The 19,145-nt window shown below is 41.8% G+C and carries 8 protein-coding genes; 6 read left to right on the top strand and 2 right to left on the bottom strand.

From position 1 onward, the window contains the following. Positions 1 to 29: 29 nt before the first annotated feature. Positions 30 to 8,030, bottom strand: coding sequence for an Ig-like domain-containing protein (locus CD03_RS0124985; protein ID WP_027295945.1), 8,001 nt, complete (start codon positions 8,028 to 8,030; stop codon positions 30 to 32). Positions 8,031 to 8,307: 277 nt separating this feature from the next. Next, positions 8,308 to 13,629, bottom strand: a complete 5,322-nt coding sequence (locus CD03_RS0124980; RefSeq protein WP_027295944.1) for a glycoside hydrolase family 98 domain-containing protein — start codon at positions 13,627 to 13,629, stop codon at positions 8,308 to 8,310. A 299-nt stretch (positions 13,630 to 13,928) separates the two neighbouring features. Between CD03_RS0124980 and CD03_RS0124975 the strand changes: the two genes are divergently transcribed. The 6 genes from CD03_RS0124975 (at position 13,929) to CD03_RS0124950 (ending at position 19,039) form a co-directional block, all read left to right on the top strand. Beyond that, entirely contained in the window at positions 13,929 to 14,765 is an 837-nt protein-coding gene (locus tag CD03_RS0124975; RefSeq protein ID WP_027295943.1) for a metallophosphoesterase, read from the top strand. 25 nt (positions 14,766 to 14,790) lie between these two features. Beyond that, complete coding sequence (locus CD03_RS0124970) at positions 14,791 to 15,441, top strand: response regulator transcription factor (RefSeq protein ID WP_027295942.1); 651 nt, start codon at positions 14,791 to 14,793, stop codon at positions 15,439 to 15,441. Next, complete coding sequence (locus CD03_RS0124965; RefSeq protein ID WP_027295941.1) at positions 15,434 to 16,795, top strand: sensor histidine kinase; 1,362 nt, start codon at positions 15,434 to 15,436, stop codon at positions 16,793 to 16,795. Before CD03_RS0124970 ends, CD03_RS0124965 begins: the two co-directional genes overlap by 8 nt. Positions 16,796 to 16,930: 135 nt before the next feature. Continuing rightward, positions 16,931 to 17,401, top strand: a complete 471-nt coding sequence (locus CD03_RS0124960) for a helix-turn-helix transcriptional regulator (RefSeq protein ID WP_027295940.1) — start codon at positions 16,931 to 16,933, stop codon at positions 17,399 to 17,401. Continuing rightward, positions 17,398 to 17,991 carry an ATP-dependent Clp protease proteolytic subunit gene (locus CD03_RS0124955; protein ID WP_027295939.1) on the top strand — a complete coding sequence of 198 codons (594 nt, stop codon included), beginning with the start codon at positions 17,398 to 17,400 and terminating at the stop codon, positions 17,989 to 17,991. Before CD03_RS0124960 ends, CD03_RS0124955 begins: the two co-directional genes overlap by 4 nt. 106 nt (positions 17,992 to 18,097) lie before the next feature. Further along, positions 18,098 to 19,039: a zinc dependent phospholipase C family protein gene (locus CD03_RS0124950; RefSeq protein ID WP_027295938.1), complete on the top strand. Its 942-nt coding sequence runs from the start codon at positions 18,098 to 18,100 to the stop codon at positions 19,037 to 19,039. Positions 19,040 to 19,145: the final 106 nt, after the last annotated feature.

Genomic DNA, 19,145 nt, shown 5'->3' with positions numbered 1-19,145 from the left:
GCTGCATAATGCAGCGGGGATTCTTCCTGTTATTTCTGAATTTTTGCCTTGCCAGATAATCCTTTTCCTTTTAACAGCTTCTTATAATCTGCTAATTTTGACTTTGGAACTTTTACAGTCAGCTTTGCATTTGTTTTCTTAAATGCATTCTTGCCTACACTGTTAAGTCCGGTAGTTTTTAAGGTAAGCGTTTTTAATTGGGAAGCGCCATAAAATGCATAAGAACCAATTGTTTTTACATTCGAACCAATGGTTACCTTTGTAAGCTTTGTGTTCTTTTTGAATGCATTTTTTGCAACTGCTGTTACTTTGTAAGTATCATTCCCGATCTTAACCTTAGAAGGTACACTAAATGAGCTGTATGTCTTCTTTACAGGAGCCATAAAAGTTACGGTTCTGTTCTTTGCCGAAGCATCCGTTACTTTATATTTGCCTTTTCCTGATGTGTAGGTCTTTCCTTCTGCTGCCTTGATTGCAAAAGTTTTGTTGATGGTACCATAATATTTACCCTTGCCCGTAATCGTAACAGATGCAGTTCCAGGATTTATATTATTTTTGTAAGATACGGTATAATCAGTATTTTTCTTTAATGTATTCTTACCGTAAGTTACTTTTACAGATGGTTTTAATGCTTTGCCTGTATGTGTTTTTGATGATGCAAGGCTTACTTTTGCCTTGGAAATTTTTGTACCCGGTACTGTTATCGTACAAGTTGCCTTATGTCCGTTTACGGTAGCTGCAGTGATTCTGGCTGTTCCTGCATTAACTGCTTTTACGACTCCATTCTCAACTGTTGCAACATACGTATTGTCAGACGTCCATTTAACGGTCTTATTATCCGCATTGGAAGGCTGTACTACAGCGGAAAGTGTAAGGGTTTTATTCAGTTTTACACTTGCTGTTTTCTTGTTCAGTGAAACACCGGTTGGTAGATTCTGTGGCTGTGCTTTGACTGTGATCACACATACAGCCGTTTTTCCATTGACTGATGTTGCTGTAATCTTAGCAGTTCCGGCTGCAATACCTTTTACCCATCCATTTGCGACAGTTGCCACTTCAGTTTTGTCTGATTTCCAGGTAATTGTCTTATCTGCTGCATTTGCCGGCAGTACAGAAGCAGTTAACTGAATCTGATCTCCTACTGTAAATTCAGCTGATGGAATGTTTAAGCGCACTTCTGTCGGGAGAATTACTTCAGGCTCCTCTTTTTCCTTTACGTTAATGACGCAGACTGCTGTCTTTCCATTTGCAGTTGCTGCTGTAATACGTGCCTCTCCTGCCGCTAACGCTTTTACCCTGCCATTTTCAACAGTAACGGTTCCCGGTTTATCAGAGCTCCAGGTAACAGCCTTATTAGTTGCATTGTCTGGCTTCACAACGGCATTTAATAAGAGTTCTCCTCCAACTGTTAATTCAGCTGCTGTCTTATCCAGCGTTACGCTTTCTGCCTCTACATCAGATGTCTTTGTACCGGTAACCAGAACATCCACCGTGGTGGTTGCTTCAGCCGCTGCTTCCTTTACAGCCTTAGAATCTGTTTCTTTTACTTTTAATGTTAAAGTTACAACTGTATCATTTTCCGGTCTGGTGATGCTGCCATCAATACCAATTACGTCCGGATTGCTGGAATTACTGATTACGATATCAAATCCAGTAATGACCGGGATAGATACTTTTGTATCTTCTGCTTTTACAGGTGCAATTACTTTAATATTTTCGGCAAGCTCATTTGCGGAAGGTTTCTGTGCCACTTCAAAAATATTGATTTCTGCCGCGGAACCATATCCTCCTTTTGATGCCTTATCATCGTTGCCGTCTACCTGCAGCTTGATCGCCGTAGCTTCAACTGCGTCAAATTCAGCATATTTTACATCTGCATTTGCTGCCCATACGCCCTTTGCAACCTGTTTTTCATTTCCTTCCGGATCGGTGATAATCAGAACATAATTATAAATTGTTCCGTTAGATGCTCCGGTTCTTGGTGTATAAGCAAATTTGTTAATTGTTTTTGTTCCGTTTAAGTCAATTTTAATCCAGTGAGGATGTAATTCAGGTTTATCGGTCCAGCTTGTATGCCACATTGTGTCCTGCTTACCGTCCAGTACGTTGGAAGCAGGTCCTTCTCCACCTGATTTTGACTGTTCGCTGTTGGCTGTAGCCGTCATTCCTGTACGGTCTAATTTTACGGAAGCCGCATAATTAACGGTAACAGTTGCGATACCCTTTGCCTGGTAAGCAGACTGGGCGATAATCTGAGCTACACCTGCTTTATGAGCTGTAACGGTACCGTTTGATGCAACCGTTGCAACATTTTCATTTGTGGAAGTCCAGGTAATGCTGCTGTCAGACGGGTCTTCCGGTGCTATGGATGCTTCCAGTTTCGCAGAATCCCCTGCACTAAGAGACAACTCTGTTTTGTTTAAGTTTACTTCCGTTACTTTTCGGTCAATTACATTTACTTCGCATTCTTTATAAACACTGCCAGAAATAGCTGCACGTAATACGGTTTTTCCTTCTTTTAGTCCGGTTACGGTTCCTTTGTTGTCTACAGAAGCAATCTCAGGATCGGCGATTGTCCATGTTAACTGTTTATTTCCTGCATTCTGCGGCAATACCGTTGCCTTTACAACTGCTGTCCGGTTACGGATTACATCAACTTTATCAGTTGATAATTCCACACTTGTTGCCGGCACTTTTTCATCGCCTGTTACAATATTGAATTCCACAATACCATTGTGGCTGACCGTAATCACCCATTCATCGGTTGTGCCTTCTTTTTGTGCAACCGTATATTTGTATGGTCTTACATAATTATCTTCTGCAAAACTTCTGTCTGCCGGAGATTCTGTTACAAAGTTTACTTTCGGTTCTACTGCATTTTTAACGGTAATAACGGTGTCACGAAGCTGTGTATCCAGCCCTGTTCCATTCTTCATGCGCTCACACATCTGCCATACATAATTATAGCAGCCCTGATCGCTTAATCCTCCGGGGATTGTACCATCCCAGAGTTCTGTTTTATCCAGGCGGTAGTTGCTTAAGTATACATTTAAAGATCCCGGATTTTCTTTTATAATACCAAATACATGGGGTTCGCCGGCTATCTTTACACTTTCAGCTCCATTGATTGCGGTTGTAAATTCTGTGTACTGGCTTACGTTTTTGTCTTCTGAGGAATTCATCCAGTACCAGGTATCTCCATAGGTTTCACAGTATGCGGTTCCTTCTGATTTCTGAACCGGGTATACCGTATCAAGTGCAGACTTCAGTCCTGCTTTGCCAAGATTTTCCCTTACTACCAGATCATAGCCTGACAGTTCTTCTTCCGGACAATTTGATGGTACATAAGGTACGATTCCATATTGTCCTGTGCTTGGATACAGATTTGAATAAGTAGTATTATAATTAAAGTTATTCCAGTTTTCTGCCCCTACAACAATTGCTTTTGTTCTTTCCAGCATCTCTTCTTTTGTAGGAATTTTTACTTCTTTGCTTACCAGTTTCTCCAGGAACGGAATCATGGAATACTGATATGTGGGTGTACGCATGCCTTTTGTAGCATTTGAATACCACTGTGCTTCTGATTTAAAGCAGGTTGCACCCTGGCTTACTGCACGCACAACGTCCTGCGTATACATATTTTCCGGCCATGTCAGACACTGTTTCCATGCATCTCCGCCGCTGCCTGCATCAAAGAGTGCACCGTTGCTGTCTAACTGCCAATGCCACCAGTCGGAGGCGATTCCCCAGTTCTCGCAGTAGTCTGTCATCCACAGGCCCTTAAACAGAGCATCTGTATTTGCTGCCTCACTGCCGTAAGACTCTTTTGTCATCAGAGAGATATACTCTTTGTATTCCCGCATAAGACCGGACAGTTTTTCATCCTGAGTCAGCCAGTCATACAACACACCGTTTGTACCAAAAATATTGGTATCGGTCCACATCATGCATACGCCGTGGGATACCCCTAAACGGATCATATCCATAACATAGCTGCGGTTGTCACCTGCAAAACGGTTATACATCTCGGCTGCATTAAATCCAACCAGGTATTCATTGTTCGTTGCCAGCTCATTCCAGAACGATAATGGAATGGTTGTATTTACATTTGTTTCTCCATTTGCAATCTGAACTGCACATGGAATCTTATTTTCATTACATAATTCAACATTCTTTTTAATCCAATCCCTTACTGCATCTGTGCTGTTTAAGCTTCTCTCTGCAATTAACAGGATTACTGTATTATCCTTCAATTCATCAGGAACGGTATTATACAGCATTACCGGACTGTCGACACGTTCATCCCCATAGTAGTTCTTGTTTGCGTCTAAGCCGTCTTTTTTTGGTGCATCATCACTCCAATAGTAATTCTCCAGATACATCGGATGGTCATTGCTGACCTCAAATCGGATTTCACCTCTTTGAAGCTCACCAACCGTTACGGATAATTCACCTTTTGCGCCCGATTTTGTTTCTGCAACAATAGTTGTGGTTCCATCCTTAACCCCTGTAACAATGCCTGTTGGATCAATAACTGCAATTTCCGGATCCTGAGATGTATATTTTACAATGCGGTCGGTAGCATTTTCCGGTACGAAAGCAGTGCTTACCGTTGCTTCTTCACCTACTGAAATGCTTGTTTTATCCATTGACAGATTTAAGGAAACTGCGTCTACTAATTCCGGTTCTTCATAGTTTTTATTCTGGGTCAGAGCTTTCATGACTTCCATGTAGTCATTTTCTGTATACCCGATACGCCAGATCCTGGTATCCTGGCTTCCAACCTGAAGAGACACTGTTCCATCAGGAGCCAAAACGGTCTTGCCTGTAGTATTTGCCTGCAGTGCACTGTACCAGATTCTAAATTTCCCACCAGTAGGGCTGTCTGACTGATTATCATAATAGAAGGTAGAACGGTAAATCTGGAAATCATCCCAGGTACCTGATTTTCCTGCCCTTAATACCGGCTGTGTTCCTGCCTGCTCCCAGTTGACACCATCTCTTGACTTGGTCAGGTATAATACGGATCCATCGGGATTAGATGTAGAGAAGCACTGGGACAGTCCCCAATATTCCTGTAGCTCAGGGATATACTGAATATCCTGATGCCATGGCCAAAGCTGTCTGCCATTCTCATCTTTTCCAAGGAAATTATTCACTTTTTGTGGTTCAGACCAGTTTATTCCATCCTCAGACCATCTCATTTCGATGAACTTTCCAGACTGGTTGTATCCCGCATCACCCGAGTTCTGTGCCCACATTGTATATATGCCGCGGAAATCGTCATAGGTAAATGTTGGGGAAAGCATACCATAACGGTCTTTTTCGCTGATTGCAGGAATGAAATCCTTATCTCCTGTTTCCATTCTTACTACAGTATCAGCTGTTGTGGCAATATTGCCGTCTTTGTCGTAAGGAACTCCCCAGTTAATTCCATCATAAGATATTCTCAGACGAATCTGACAGTTCTGATCTTTTAATTCGTCATCAGTACCGCCGCCGTCATCTGCCCAGTTCCAGTATGCAAGTAAACGGTCATTGACAGAGTCGTATAACAGATCTGCATCACAGTTATGAAATCTGGTTGATGGCGGTTCCGGTTCAATTGGATTGGAGATTCCTTCCGGTTCTACCCATGTCTGTCCATCTTCAGATGCTACGATATATGGATTTTCATACTGTGAAGTAATCATTGTGTTTGGTGTGTAAATCATCCAGTATTTATAACCGTTCCACGGTTGGTCAAATACCTGGATATCAGGATGTGTCACCTGTCCGCCAATGTGCTTTAAGCTTCCATCGTCGTTTTTATTGGAATCCAGATCCTGGAAATGAGTTGGCATATCTAAATAAACTTCTGCATTTTCAAATGCATTTGCTTCATATGGTTTTGGTTCTGTATTGAAATTATAACCCATTACCTGTAATTCAGCGATATGGTTTGTTGTACCTTTGTTGGAACCAGACATATACACACGGACATATTGTCCCATGGTTCCTGCCGGAACTTCGAATGATTTTCCACTCTGGGTTTCTCCATAAGTGTCATCACTGCCTGCACCAAGTCCGTGTTTGTCTGCTTTATCTGAATTATAAATAAAAGTTGGATTACTAAAGTCTGCGTTTTCGGAAACTGCAATTACAGTACCATTATATACTCTGCCATCTGCCCAGTATCTAAACATATTGATCTGGGTAAGTTCATAAACATTCCCTAAATCTACCTGCAGATAACGGGAAGTATTATCCCCATCCTGTCCGAAATCACAATAGTTAGAATCTGATGTAGGTCCAATGATTCCATCTACAGCCATTGATCCCGGTCTGCTGGAATTTACTTCAGAGTCTGAGTTATCCGCTGTTTTCTTAACAGTAACAGTTTTATTTAAAGCCACATTAGACGGTTCCGGATAAGCCATTTCAAAGCTGGCATCTGCCCAGTTTCCCCAGTCATTATAAGGCTCTTTAACCATTTTAGCTTCCAGTTTTAGTTCTTTATTCTCTGATGTTATAGCAACATTAACTTCCTGAGCCTCATCAGATGCATCAACTACTCCGCTGTCAAATACTACGACATCATCCAGATATACTTTAAACTGGATATCACAGCCTTCTCCGTCTACATATTCCATTGCTGAATAATCAACGCCTGCCAGGGTGTGGAAAGAAGTGTAGCCTTTGTCTTCCAGATCATAAACGATAGAAGAATCCGTCTGAACTCCAATTCCTTTATCAAAAGACTTCTCTGCTCCGTTTACCAATAATTTCATCTGCTGCTGTAAATGATTCAGGTCCTTTGTGGGAGTGTCTTTTTCTCCTGTTGCACCTACTGCATTTGCAGCACTCTTCCAATCCATATCAGACAAGTACATTGTTTTTGTCTTTACTACGGTATTTTCCTGGATACCCTCAACTGTAACCGTAATATCGTCCTGGATATTTGCAATTGTATATACACCGAGCTCATCTTTTCCCAAAGCTGCACCGCCGTTTGCTTTAACAATCGGTACGGATTCATTATAAGCTTCGTCTATAATAAGCTTAAAACTGACAGAACCATTATAGTCTACCGTTGTACTTCCTTCACTCTGAATCTCAACACTGTATCCCTGTGGGTTTTCCGGGAATTTTACTTCATACTGTGCTTTATGTACGCCTTCAATGGTGATTACCTGATCTTCAGTAATGTTCTCAATGGTATAAACACTGTCAGCTGCCTCCAGACTTACTCCATTTGCTTTTACCGCACTGGTTGCACTGTAACCATTATCGGAGTCAATCAGTACCTGAAAACGGAAAGAACCGCCTTCTTCCACTGTCGTCGGGTCATTTTCATAAGGTATTACCTGATATCCATTTCCCTGTGGAATTGTCACCTGATAAGAATTCACATCCGGATTCTCTGTATGGGGAGTTCCCCAGACCTGCAATTCATTGATGTGGTTTGTAGTACCGTTTTGGCTGCCAAATACATATACGCGTACTGCCTGTGCCTTTGTACCGTCCGGTACTGGGAATTCATGTCCGGAGGCAGTCTCTGCGTAGCGTTCATCTCCTCCTGCCCCAAATCCATGTACATTTGACCTGTCTGAATTATATATGACTGCTTCATCTGTGAAATCGCCGCTCTCAGATGTGGTAATTACTGTTGCATCGTAAGTTCTGCTGTCTTTCCAGTATCTCCACATATTGACTCTGCTTAAATCATACAGACCTCCAAGGTCCACCTGCATATACAGGGCTGCTTTATCGCCGTCTTTACCGAAATCGCAATAGTTGTACTCTCCTGTATCGTCAATAATACCATCTACCGCCATGGTAGCTGGTCTTTGGGGATTTCGATAATCCTCCGGCAGTTCTGTTCCATCGCTCTTATGTAATGTAACTGTTTTTTCCAGCGCCGCATTTTCTTCTGTTGCAGTCTCAGCAGCTTGTACATCAATCGGAATCTGCACTGCTGTTAATATCATACACAATGTCAGAATCCACGCCATAATACGTTTCATTGATATTAATCTTTTACTGTTCATTTTGTTACCTCCCAATCTTTTTCATGTTAGCGGGTTGTCGCGTTTAAGAAAAACACCTCCCTTTCTTTTATCTCCTGTAAAATGTAAAATTTTTCCGCTCTACCCTATTTCAAAATCCTATCATGCGGCCTAATTTATTACAATAAACAAAGCTATCCATTTCTTTCATTTTTTTTACTGCGACACCCACATTTTTAAATATTTTTAAAATTATTGCTATTTTTTGACTAATCATCATAAAATGATTTGATTCTGGTAAAAAAAACTATAGAGATTCTTATGACTTTGTTTTAATATTTACAGACTTGCTATAGCTTCCATATACTTTTTTACCTTTATATACTTTGTAAGCCTTTACTTTGTATGAATATACTTTTCCTTTTTTGACCTTCTTATCCGTAAAGTATAGTTTCTTTGCATTTACCTGCGCAGCCTTTACCCATGTTTTCCCTTTCTTTTTCATAACAACATATCCGGATGCGCCAGACACTTTGTTCCATTTTACCACTACATTATTTTTAGAAGCTTTTGCCTTTGCGGTCACCGTTTGCGGCACAACTTTTTTAGTGGCTGTTTTGTATTTACTATAGGTCGTCTTTCCATTTACTTTCTTAAAAGCTTTTACTTCAAATACATATTTCTTACCGGGAGTACCTTTCTTATAAGTATAAGTGATTATGCGGTTGTTCTTAATGGTCTTCTCCGTACTCCACTTTTTGCCTGTCTTTACACGGATTACATATCCGTCCGCATCTGCTACCGTTTTCCAGGATAATTTAATCTCTTTTGATTTATAGGATACTGCTTTTACGGCAACCTTAACTGCCGCTACTTTCTTTGCTGACTCTGCTGCCAGCTTATCTGCATCTATTTTTAAATTTTTAATTGCATTTGTTAATGCTGATACCAGATCATTTACCTGCTGCTGTGTGGCATCTGTTTTGTTTGATAACTCCTGAGCTTTTACTATTGCATTTTGCAGGGCTTTGTAGGATTCATCCGTATAGTTTCCTTGTCTGATCCCTTTTGCCTCAGCTATTTTTGCATTTAATGCCGTTTTGGATACCACCGCCGGTTTTTCTTTTAATCTGGCTATTGCACTTTCTAACCTGCTTAACTGTGCATTTACTTCCTCCTGTGTGGCATCTGTTTTGTTCCATACCGCCTGGGATTTTCCGATCTCTTCCTGAAGAGCTTTGTAGGATTCATCCGTATAGTTCCCCTGTCTGATCCCTTTAGCTTCTGCTATTTTGGAATTTAACTTTGCTTTATCAACCTGGGGTACTTCTGCCGTGTTCGTGTCAATTGTCAGATCTACCCAGCCATTTCCGGATACAGTAATCATAGCCGTACCTGCAGCGGCATCATATTCCACAACCGGTTCCTGATACTGATCCTTTAAGCCATTAGTTACATTTACCTCCGGCTCACTTTCCAGTCCAACCAGTTCAAAGGTTGTATCTCTGAAGGTATCATCGTCCGGATTTGGAATATACTCATCCCGTATCCAGTCCTGAAGTTTGGTATTGTGGTCCGTATCCCAGCGGTCCGTCACCGTGGTGCCGTATCCTTCCCAGATACTGTCTTTATCCACACGATAATTGTTCAGTTTAATCTGAAGCTCACCATCCTGATCATCCAGGATCACATAAGTATGCGGTGTCATTGTAATATCTACGGATTTATTACCTTCTAACGGAAGTTTTGCATTTTGCACCCCATCCACATTCACATTACTGTTGTATAAATACCAGGTATCATTCAATAGCTGTCCAAATGCCGTACCGGTATACTGTTCCGGATATTTTTCTTCAAAATATGCTTTTTTCGCATCTTTATTCGCAAGCTGTGCACTGGATTGATTCAATATCTCAATATCGCCGAATACTGCTTTTACAGTTTTTTCATCTACTGCCTCCGGGACTGCAGGTATTAATCCATATCGACCCGTAGTCTGGGTTGGCAGTGTGGCATCTTCCCAGTTCAAACCTTTTTGCAGTAAGTTTCCTGCACTCTTTAAAGAACTTAATTTTCCATAGAACACTGCTTTTGTATCAGCAAGCACTTCCTCTTTACCTGGTGCCGGATTCTTAATCGCATAGCGCATGAACTCTGCAATTACATTTTCAAAGCAAGGTGAATTCTGGTTATAAGAACCATATACATACGCCGGGTGCTCAAAGTTGTAGACACATCCGCCATTTGTATAGATACTCATCATTTCGATACCAAGCAGTGCTTCCGGTTCGGTTGCAACCGGTCTTGCTTCTTCCCCACCCGGATTATAAGAATACTGACCATCAAATAATTTACCAAATCCTTTTTCATACCATTTCCAGGTATCAGCCAGACCGCCCCATTGTGCACAAATTCCGGTTAGCCAGAGGCCCTGCATATAGCTGGCTGTTCCTGCATTGGAGTTAGTACCGGCAGGCGTGTTCTTCCAGGTGAAAATAAAATTATTACCGTAAAGTTTCAATGCTTCATTAAATTTCTCATTTGCTATTACATTTTCAATAACACCCTCCTGGTGCTCGCTCCATACAAAATATCCGCCGTTTTCAGCTGCAACCCGCAGATAATCGGCACCCATAGTAGCAACCTTATTGTAGTCAGTCCAATAATTTTCAGTGGACATAATTCCTTTTAACACACTGTGCTGTTTGAACATCCGGTCAATCCACTCAGCATCCAGATTCGCTGTTCCCGTCCAGTAATTCTGCTGGCCTGCCGTAGCTACCACCATCATTACCGGGATGTTATTTTCCTGGGCAATTGCCAGCTGCTGCTCATAAAACGCTTTTGCCGTGTGGGAATCACTTTCATTTAAGCCAATCTTGCCACCCAGATGAATTTCAATGACTGCGTTTTCTTTTAAATCTTCCGGAACCTGTTTCCAGCGTGAAACCAGATCATCTCCCCAATCCAGGGTACTTCCTGATTCACTGTAAGACTTTCCGTACAGCGGCATAATAAGCAGAGGATTTTCATTATTTACCTCTATTCTTTTTTCCACTTCCGGTCTGCTTCCCGTTAATTTGTACATGGCATCTGCATAGTTTGCAGATGTATATCCTATATCCCAGTGAGACTGGCCTTCCGCCAATGCAGCATACCAGATATGGAATGTTCCGTTTCCTTTTGCCCCACCTGGCTCATACCAGAAAGTAGAACGGTATATCTGTCCTGCATCCCAGGTCCCGGGTGCCCCTACTGTAATTAAAGCTTTTTCAGATACCGGCTCCCAATGAATACCATCTTTGGATTTCGAGAAACGCAGGGAAGAATTATCCGGTCCGCTTCCTGCCGGAAATGCCTGCTGAAGTGCCCAATATTCCTGAAATTCCTCTACCCACTGGATATCCTGGTGCCATGGATACATCTGCAGCCCGTCTTCATTTACTCCAAGAAAATTCTCCACGTAAGTCTTATCCGACCAATTGCTGATCCCGTCTTGGGATGTCCGATACCATACTTTGTTATTCTGTTTGTTTTCATATCCTACATCTCCGGCATCATTTGCCCACATTTTGTAGATTTTTTCTGTTTTATCATATACTACGGTTGGAGAAAGGTCTGAATATCTTTCGCCTTCTGTGGCAATGGCGCAGCCGTGATCCGTTGGTCCAGTCTTCAAAACACCAGTTTCGTCTTCCACTCCCCAGTTAATCCCATCATAAGAAACACGGTATCTGATTTCAGAACGATGTGTTTTACCATTAACCGCCTCATCCTGTGCCCATTCCCAGTACATAATCAACCGGTCATTTACCGGGTCATATACAATATCGGTATCACAGTTATGTTCATTTTGATTTTCTATTTCACTGTCATAGCGCGGCTGTACAGGGTTCCGGGCAGGAAACTCCCAGTTTACGCCATCGTTGGATGCAGCTATACAGGGATTTTCAAAATAGGAACTTCCCGGTTTATTCGGTGTATATGCCATCCAGTATTTATACCCATTCCACGGCTCATCAAACACCGTAACATCCGGGTGGGTTACCTGATCATTCGTGCCCGGTCCCTGTAGCTTCAGCGGATTAACTGCATTTGGGAAAATCTTGCTGTCATCCGGCTTTTCCGGTAAGATTTCATCTCCAAATACGTAAGCATTCACCTTTAATTCTACAATGTGATTTGTTACGCCTGATGTCCCATTAACACCATATGTATAAACTCTGATATACCTTGCTTTTGTATTTTCCGGTACCGGAAATATCTTGCCACTTTCTGTTTCTGCATAGAGCATATCACTTCCTGCTCCCAGGTGATGTATTTCTCCCGTCGTATCCGAGTTATAGATAACTGCTGCATTTTCAAAGTTCTCATCCTCAGATACTACAATTGCAGTAGCTGCATAAGTTCTGCCATCTTTCCAGTATCTCCACAGTTGTATATCGGACAGTAAATAGCTCCCTTTTAAATCTACCTCCATATAGAGTGACTCCCTTACGGCTCCGCTATTTGCCTGATCTCCAAAATCAAAATAACTGGAGCTGTCAATAACACCGTCAACGGCCTTAGAACTGTTAACTGATGAATCCGGATTAACAGGAGCCTCCGAATTATCTGATGTCTTTCGTGCCACTACCGTTTTTTTGAATGCAACATTTTCGGGTTCCGGCAGTGTCTGATAAAATTTTGCATCTGCCCAATTGGCGTGATCAGACCAAGTTTCCGTTACTTTATCCGCGTATAATGTTAAAGTTTTGGCTGTATCGGGTATGTTAACAGAAATCTTAACCGCATTCGAAAGCGGATCCAGTACACCGGTTTCTGATACAATCTTGTCATCAATTTTCACCCTGAATTTTACGTCGCAGACTTCCCCCGGAATGTTTTCTTTCTGGCTGTAGTCTACACCCACGTAAGTTTCAAACTTTGTATATCCCTTTCCCTCCAGATCGTACACAATGGTGGAATCTGTCTGTGTTCCAATCCCCTTGTCAAATTCTGTTACCGTTCCATCCACTTTTAGCGTAATTTTTCCGCCGCCAAAGGACTTATCCTTTCTGGTAGGCAGCTCGCTATCTACTGTATGATTTTCTGACTTCCATTGCAGGTCTGACAGATACACAATCCGGTTTGCTGGATCCTGGGCATCTTCCAGAATTTCAGTTACCCTTGCCTTTCCGTTCCTATCTGACGCTTTCTTTGTCCCTTGCGTCTGTATTTCTTTCATGTGTGTTTCTTCTGCCGGTTCTTCTTTTGTCTGTACTTCTTCTGTCTGCGCATCTTCTGTCTGCATTTCTTCTGTCTGCGCATCTTCTGTCTGCATTTCTTCTGTCTGTACTTCTTTTGTCTGCGCATCTTCTGTCTGCATTTCTTTTGTCTGTACTTCTTCTGTCTGTACAATACCGCTGTCTTTTGTATCTTCCATCAAAACCTCTGCTGTCTCTTCCCCGGTTAACTTCTGCTCCCTTTCTTCGGTTGTCTGCTCCTGGTTCCGGATAGCCTGTTCCTCTGTCAAATACCCCGTTTGCCCTTTCACTAATCTGGTTCCTGTGCCGCTTTCTGCCGCAGCGCTCAATGGTGAAGCGAGACACATACAGGATGCGGTTAAAAGTGCCACTAGTTTTTTTGCCCTAAACTTCATATAAATCCTCCTCCTTATAACTCTTTTATTAATTATAAATTGAGGAGGTAGTTAAATGAATGCGATTATCTGCCCCCTTTCATCACATTTTTGACCACTCCCACCGCAAGATATTACAAATTACTAATTTTTTACTTTTTTCATCGAATTTTTGCCTGAAATTACCATATAATACGTTTTTTTAATTTTTAATTGCATTTGACTAAATGACGGATATAATAAAGATGTAAAGAATTCACATACCTGTAACATGGACGTTCTATCATTATGACTGATCCATACGAAAGGAACATGTGAATATGAAAATTTTAAAAAGAACCCTGATTTTTATGCTTTGCCTTTTCTTAACTGCCGCACTGCTTGCCGGATATGCATTTAAGATAGAACCCTTTATGGTGTTCACCCATTACTATGACCTGAATGCTCCCGACAGAAAGATCACACAAGTTATCCGTGTGGTACAGTTATCCGATATCCAGGTAAACGCCTCTTATACAGAAAATAAACTTGAAGAACTTGTGGACAAGGTTAATGATCTTTCACCGGATGTCATTGTCTTTACCGGGGACTTGTTTGATAACTTTTCAAAATATAAGGCTGTAGATGCCGTTACTTCGGCACTGTCAGCCCTGAATGCGTCATATGGTAAATATGCTGTCTGGGGAAATCGTGACTATGGCGGCGGTGCCTCCCGGGTTTATGCAGATATTATGTCGAATTCCGGCTTTACACTGCTGAAAAATGAAGGTATCACCGTAACTACCACAAAGGGGCATGAATTATTCATCGGCGGTCTGGACGATGCCCTGCTTGGATTTCCAGATATATCTACTACTTTGCGCTACATGGAAGATGATCCTGATTATCGGATCATTTTGCTGCACGAACCGGATATTGCAGACCGTTTTGAGGCTGGCTCTGCCAATCTGCTTCTGGCGGGGCACAGTCACGGCGGCCAGGTAAAACTACCATTTATCAAAAGCCCGGTTACATCACTTGCTGAAAAATATACATCCGGATTTTATGATATCGATAACAATATGAAACTCTATGTAAATACCGGTATTGGGACTTCTCATATTCCGGCACGATTTATGGTGCCTCCCGAAATTGCGGTATTCAATATTGGACTATAAAGCTTGCGCTATCAGGAGGATAATTATGAAAATATTAATCGCAGAAGACGAAAAAGATATGCAGAAGATCATGAAACTCTATCTTACCGGAGCAGGTCATGAAGTTGCTGCCGTTTCCGATGGACGGGAGGCTTTTGATCTATTGTGCAAAGAAAAATTCGACCTTTTGATTTCTGACTGGATGATGCCTGTCATGGACGGGATTGCCCTGTGCAAGGCTGTGCGTGAATATCATATGCCCATAAGAATTATAATGCTCACAGCGAAGGGGGAGATTTCTGACGAAATTGCAGGTCTGACTTATGGTGCAGACGACTATATACGCAAACCTTTTGAGCCAAAGATCCTGCTCCTTCGGATTGAAAAACTTTTTCAGCTGGGAAAACTGCTTACCTGCGGCAGCCTTACCTTAAATCCGGACACCAGAATCGTAAAAATACGGCAGGAAGAAATAAAACTAACCAAAAAAGAATACGAACTCCTTTACACCTTTTTCCTGAACCAGGGCATGATTCTATCCAGAGAACAATTACTTTCCAGCGTTTGGGGAATGGACTATTATGGCGATGAACGCACCCTGGATACCCATATACGGAGACTTCGCAATAAAATAGGAGAAAAGTATATCACTACCCACATCGGTATCGGATACATGTTGGAGAATCAAAATGAGTAAACTTGCCAAAAAATTTCTATTGAGTATTTCAGCCGTTTTAATTGTCGTTGTATTAATATCAGTCGTTGTAAATTCACAGTTTATCGGAAGATATTATATCTATGAAAGAAAGTCAGAAATCAATGAAATTTGTAATACACTTATGCAAAATGCAGAATCATTAGACGAAGCCATTGCCGCACTGGAAGAATCCAGGGATGTAGTAATTGCCCGCGTAGACAATACCTCTGATATTGATGTATTAAATGAACGCCTCCGCAATGCGTTTCTGGATAAAGGTCTGGGGCTGGACCGTTACTGGCTTTGGGATCAGGATTACCTGAATACAATGGCAAACGGGAGACAACTGCGCATCTACAACCAATCCAAGCTGCATTACAGTATACTTGTAGAATACTTGAATTTAGAGGAAACCTTTGCAGGAGTAGCTATCATCATTCCAAATATCAGCGAGATCGTCTCATTGATCAATGGCATTACCTTATGTATCTTTTTAGCCGCAGTAATTATTATGATGATTCTTATCTATTTTCTGGTTAAGAAAATTACTACTCCCCTTTCAGAGATCAGCGCACTGACAAAGGATATTTCCAACCAGAATTTCAGTCAGATAGAAATCAGGACAAACGATGAGCTGGAAGACCTTGCCAGCAGCATCAATGACATGAGCTGCAAACTAAAAGAATCCCAGGAAGCTCTGATTGAAAAAAACCGACAGATGGAAGCTCTACTTGGCAATGTATCCCATGATCTGAAGACACCGGTGGCCCTGATTAAAGCTTATACCTGCGGCATTAAAGACGGCATTGATGACGGCACTTTCTTGGACACGGTTATCCGCCAGAATGAAAAAATGGAAAGGCTCATTGAAGGACTTCTTGATTTATCCCGCATCCGGCAAAAAGACTATCCCAAAGAATCTGTAGAGATCAGCAGTATGCTCACCGGAATGATCGAAGAATATCAGCTGGAGTTAGAAAACAAGCAGCTCACTCTGCAAGCAGACATCCTGCCGGATGTAGTTATCACTGCAAGTCTGGAAGGAATTACTGCCATATTTTCCAATCTGATCTCTAATGCGGTAAAATATACTTCCAACAGCCATATAAACATACGGTTATATGAGGAATACGGCAGGATTATTTTTCAGACCTCCAACGGTGTAGCCCACAACCACAATATTCTTTTGGAAAGAATCTGGGATCCGTTCTATGTTGCCGAGAAATCCCGGAATAAAGAGCTGTCCGGTACCGGACTTGGACTTTCCATTGTAAGTGCAGCTGCCCAGAAACAGGGTTTTGCATATAACTGCCAGATTGATGATGGGGTAATTACTTTCACGATACGCTTTTAATGCTAAGTTATTTGTAATTTATTTGAATCTAAAAAAGTGCTCTCTTGTCCATAAAGAGAGCACTTTTTATTAAGACACCCTAAGACATATCTGCTATAATAAAAAATCATGACCATCACGAAAGGGGGCATTACTATGAGTGATAAAAACGATATTGTTGTGGAGATTGTATCCTACATTGAATCCCATCTGCAGGAAAAAATCCATCTTGACGATATTTCACAGAATATGAACTATTCAAAATACTATCTGAACCGCATATTTTCCAGTGTGGTAGGCTGCACCATGCATAAATATATCCAGAGACGCAGACTGACAGAAGCTGCCAGACTTTTAGCAGAGACCGACATTCCCATTGCAGAGATTTCCTGTAAAGCGGGTTATGATTCCCAACAGGCTTTTACACTGGCGTTCCGGCAATTATATCAATGTACTCCCCAGACCTGCCGGAGCCTTCACATTTTTACACCCAGGCAGGAGCGATTTGAGCTTTTCCAGGAATTTTGTCCGGCAATTCAGGTATTCGCAGACAATTCTGCAAAAGGATACAATACCATTACCAGCTTTTGTATACAACTGTCTGAAGTCAGGGGGATTGCAGCATGATTATACCTTATGTAGTTGAACAGACCAGTCGCGGTGAACGCAGTTTTGACATTTACTCCCGCCTGCTGGATGACCGGATTATTTTTCTGGGTGAAGAAGTCACCGATGCTTCTGCCAGTCTGGTTACCAGTCAGCTTCTGTATCTGGAAGGCCAGGATCCGGGTAAGGATATCCAGTTATACATTAACAGTCCGGGTGGTTCCGTATCTGCAGGATTTGCAATTTACGATACCATGAATTATATCAAATGCGATGTTTCCACCATCTGTATCGGAATGGCTGCAAGCTTTGGAGCATTTTTATTGGCAGGCGGTGCAAAGGGCAAGCGTTTTGCCTTGCCAAATTCAGAAATTATGATTCACCAGCCTTCCTCCGGCGGCATAAAAGGCCAGACCAGTGACATTAAAATTCTTTCTGACTATTTGCAGAAGAGTAAGCAGCGTCTTAACCGGATTCTGGCTGAAAATTCGGGCCGCACTATAGAAGAAATTGAGCGTGATACAGACCGGGATAATTTTATGAGTGCTGAAGAGGCAAAAGCCTACGGACTGATTGATCATATATACGTCAATCGGGTTTCAGAAATATAAATAAAATGTGAAGAAAATCATAAGATTACTCTTAAAGTCTTGATTTTGGGCAATGATAAGAATAAGATCTTATTAAAACCAGAATTATACCAAAGGAGATTGAAATATGCCAGGATTTACTTTACATTACTTATTTGGAGTGGATACTTATCGGTTGCTTTCCCCGGGCATCCTGCAAAATACCATTCATGCTCATACCGCTGCATACTGTCTTGGACTTCAGGGACCGGATATTTTTTTCTACTATCCTGCAGCCTACCTAAGAAAAGAAAATATCGGTTCCCTCATGCATGAAGAACACGCAAGAGAACTTTTTCAAACAATGTTAGATTATAGAGAACATCTGAAAGAAGAAGAAGAGAAAAATATCATTACTGCCTATTTAGCAGGATTTCTGGGGCATTACACACTGGACGGCCTGTTTCATCCCTACGTGTATGCCCGTACAGAATATCAGGTTGGAAGGAAAAACGGCAACCAGTATTATGCAAAACATTTTGAACTGGAATCCTGCTTTGATATTTTATATCTGGAGAAGAGAAAAGGGCTGCAGCCGGGTCAGTTTTACCAATCCCGTACCATCGCCCTTTCAGCCGCTGAACAATCTGCCATATCAGCATTGATCAGCCAGGTTGCACGAAAGGTCTACAAACAGAACTATTCTTCCAGAAATATCTCCCATGCCATATCCTGTATGCGGATGGGCACTTCTCTTCTGCATGATTCAACAGGTCTTAAAAAGAAGTTCTGGCATTGGTTTGAGACCCATATTTTTGGATATGAATGGTTCTCTCCAATGATTCAGACACCCCATGAGATGGATCCCGCCAAAGTGCTGAATGAACAGAAGGAAGACTGGGAAAATCCCTGGAACACCAGTCTGATTTCTCAGGATTCCGTGGAAGATCTATTAAATAAAGCCGTCAGTGCATACCATAAAACACTGATTCTGCTGGAACACAAAATCAGCAGCATACCAGGCAGTCAGGAACGTCTGCTTGCAAATATCGGGAACCGCTCATTCCACAGTGGACTGGAAAATACCTGATAGATGATCATTTCAGCTTAAATTTGGCTTTTGCTGATTGCTGATTAAGGACGTCTTGTGGATTGTGGATGGGAATTGTGTACAAAAGGAAGGGGGTCCGGCTTGC

It is taken from the genome of Robinsoniella sp. KNHs210, assembly GCF_000686105.1.
GTDB lineage: Bacteria > Bacillota > Clostridia > Lachnospirales > Lachnospiraceae > Robinsoniella > Robinsoniella peoriensis.
The sequence above is the reverse complement of the archived record's forward strand: the minus strand, read 5'-3'. Positions and strand labels throughout refer to the sequence as shown.

What these genes read in the sequence shown, in the direction of transcription:
- CD03_RS0124960 (WP_027295940.1), top strand. Translation starts at nt 16,931, where the DNA reads ATGAGTGATAAAAACGATATTGTTGTGGAGATTGTATCCTACATTGAA.
- CD03_RS0124965 (WP_027295941.1), top strand. Translation starts at nt 15,434, where the DNA reads ATGAGTAAACTTGCCAAAAAATTTCTATTGAGTATTTCAGCCGTTTTA.
- CD03_RS0124980 (WP_027295944.1), bottom strand. Translation starts at nt 13,629, where the DNA reads ATGAAGTTTAGGGCAAAAAAACTAGTGGCACTTTTAACCGCATCCTGT.
- CD03_RS0124955 (WP_027295939.1), top strand. Translation starts at nt 17,398, where the DNA reads ATGATTATACCTTATGTAGTTGAACAGACCAGTCGCGGTGAACGCAGT.
- CD03_RS0124985 (WP_027295945.1), bottom strand. Translation starts at nt 8,030, where the DNA reads ATGAACAGTAAAAGATTAATATCAATGAAACGTATTATGGCGTGGATT.
- CD03_RS0124970 (WP_027295942.1), top strand. Translation starts at nt 14,791, where the DNA reads ATGAAAATATTAATCGCAGAAGACGAAAAAGATATGCAGAAGATCATG.
- CD03_RS0124950 (WP_027295938.1), top strand. Translation starts at nt 18,098, where the DNA reads ATGCCAGGATTTACTTTACATTACTTATTTGGAGTGGATACTTATCGG.
- CD03_RS0124975 (WP_027295943.1), top strand. Translation starts at nt 13,929, where the DNA reads ATGAAAATTTTAAAAAGAACCCTGATTTTTATGCTTTGCCTTTTCTTA.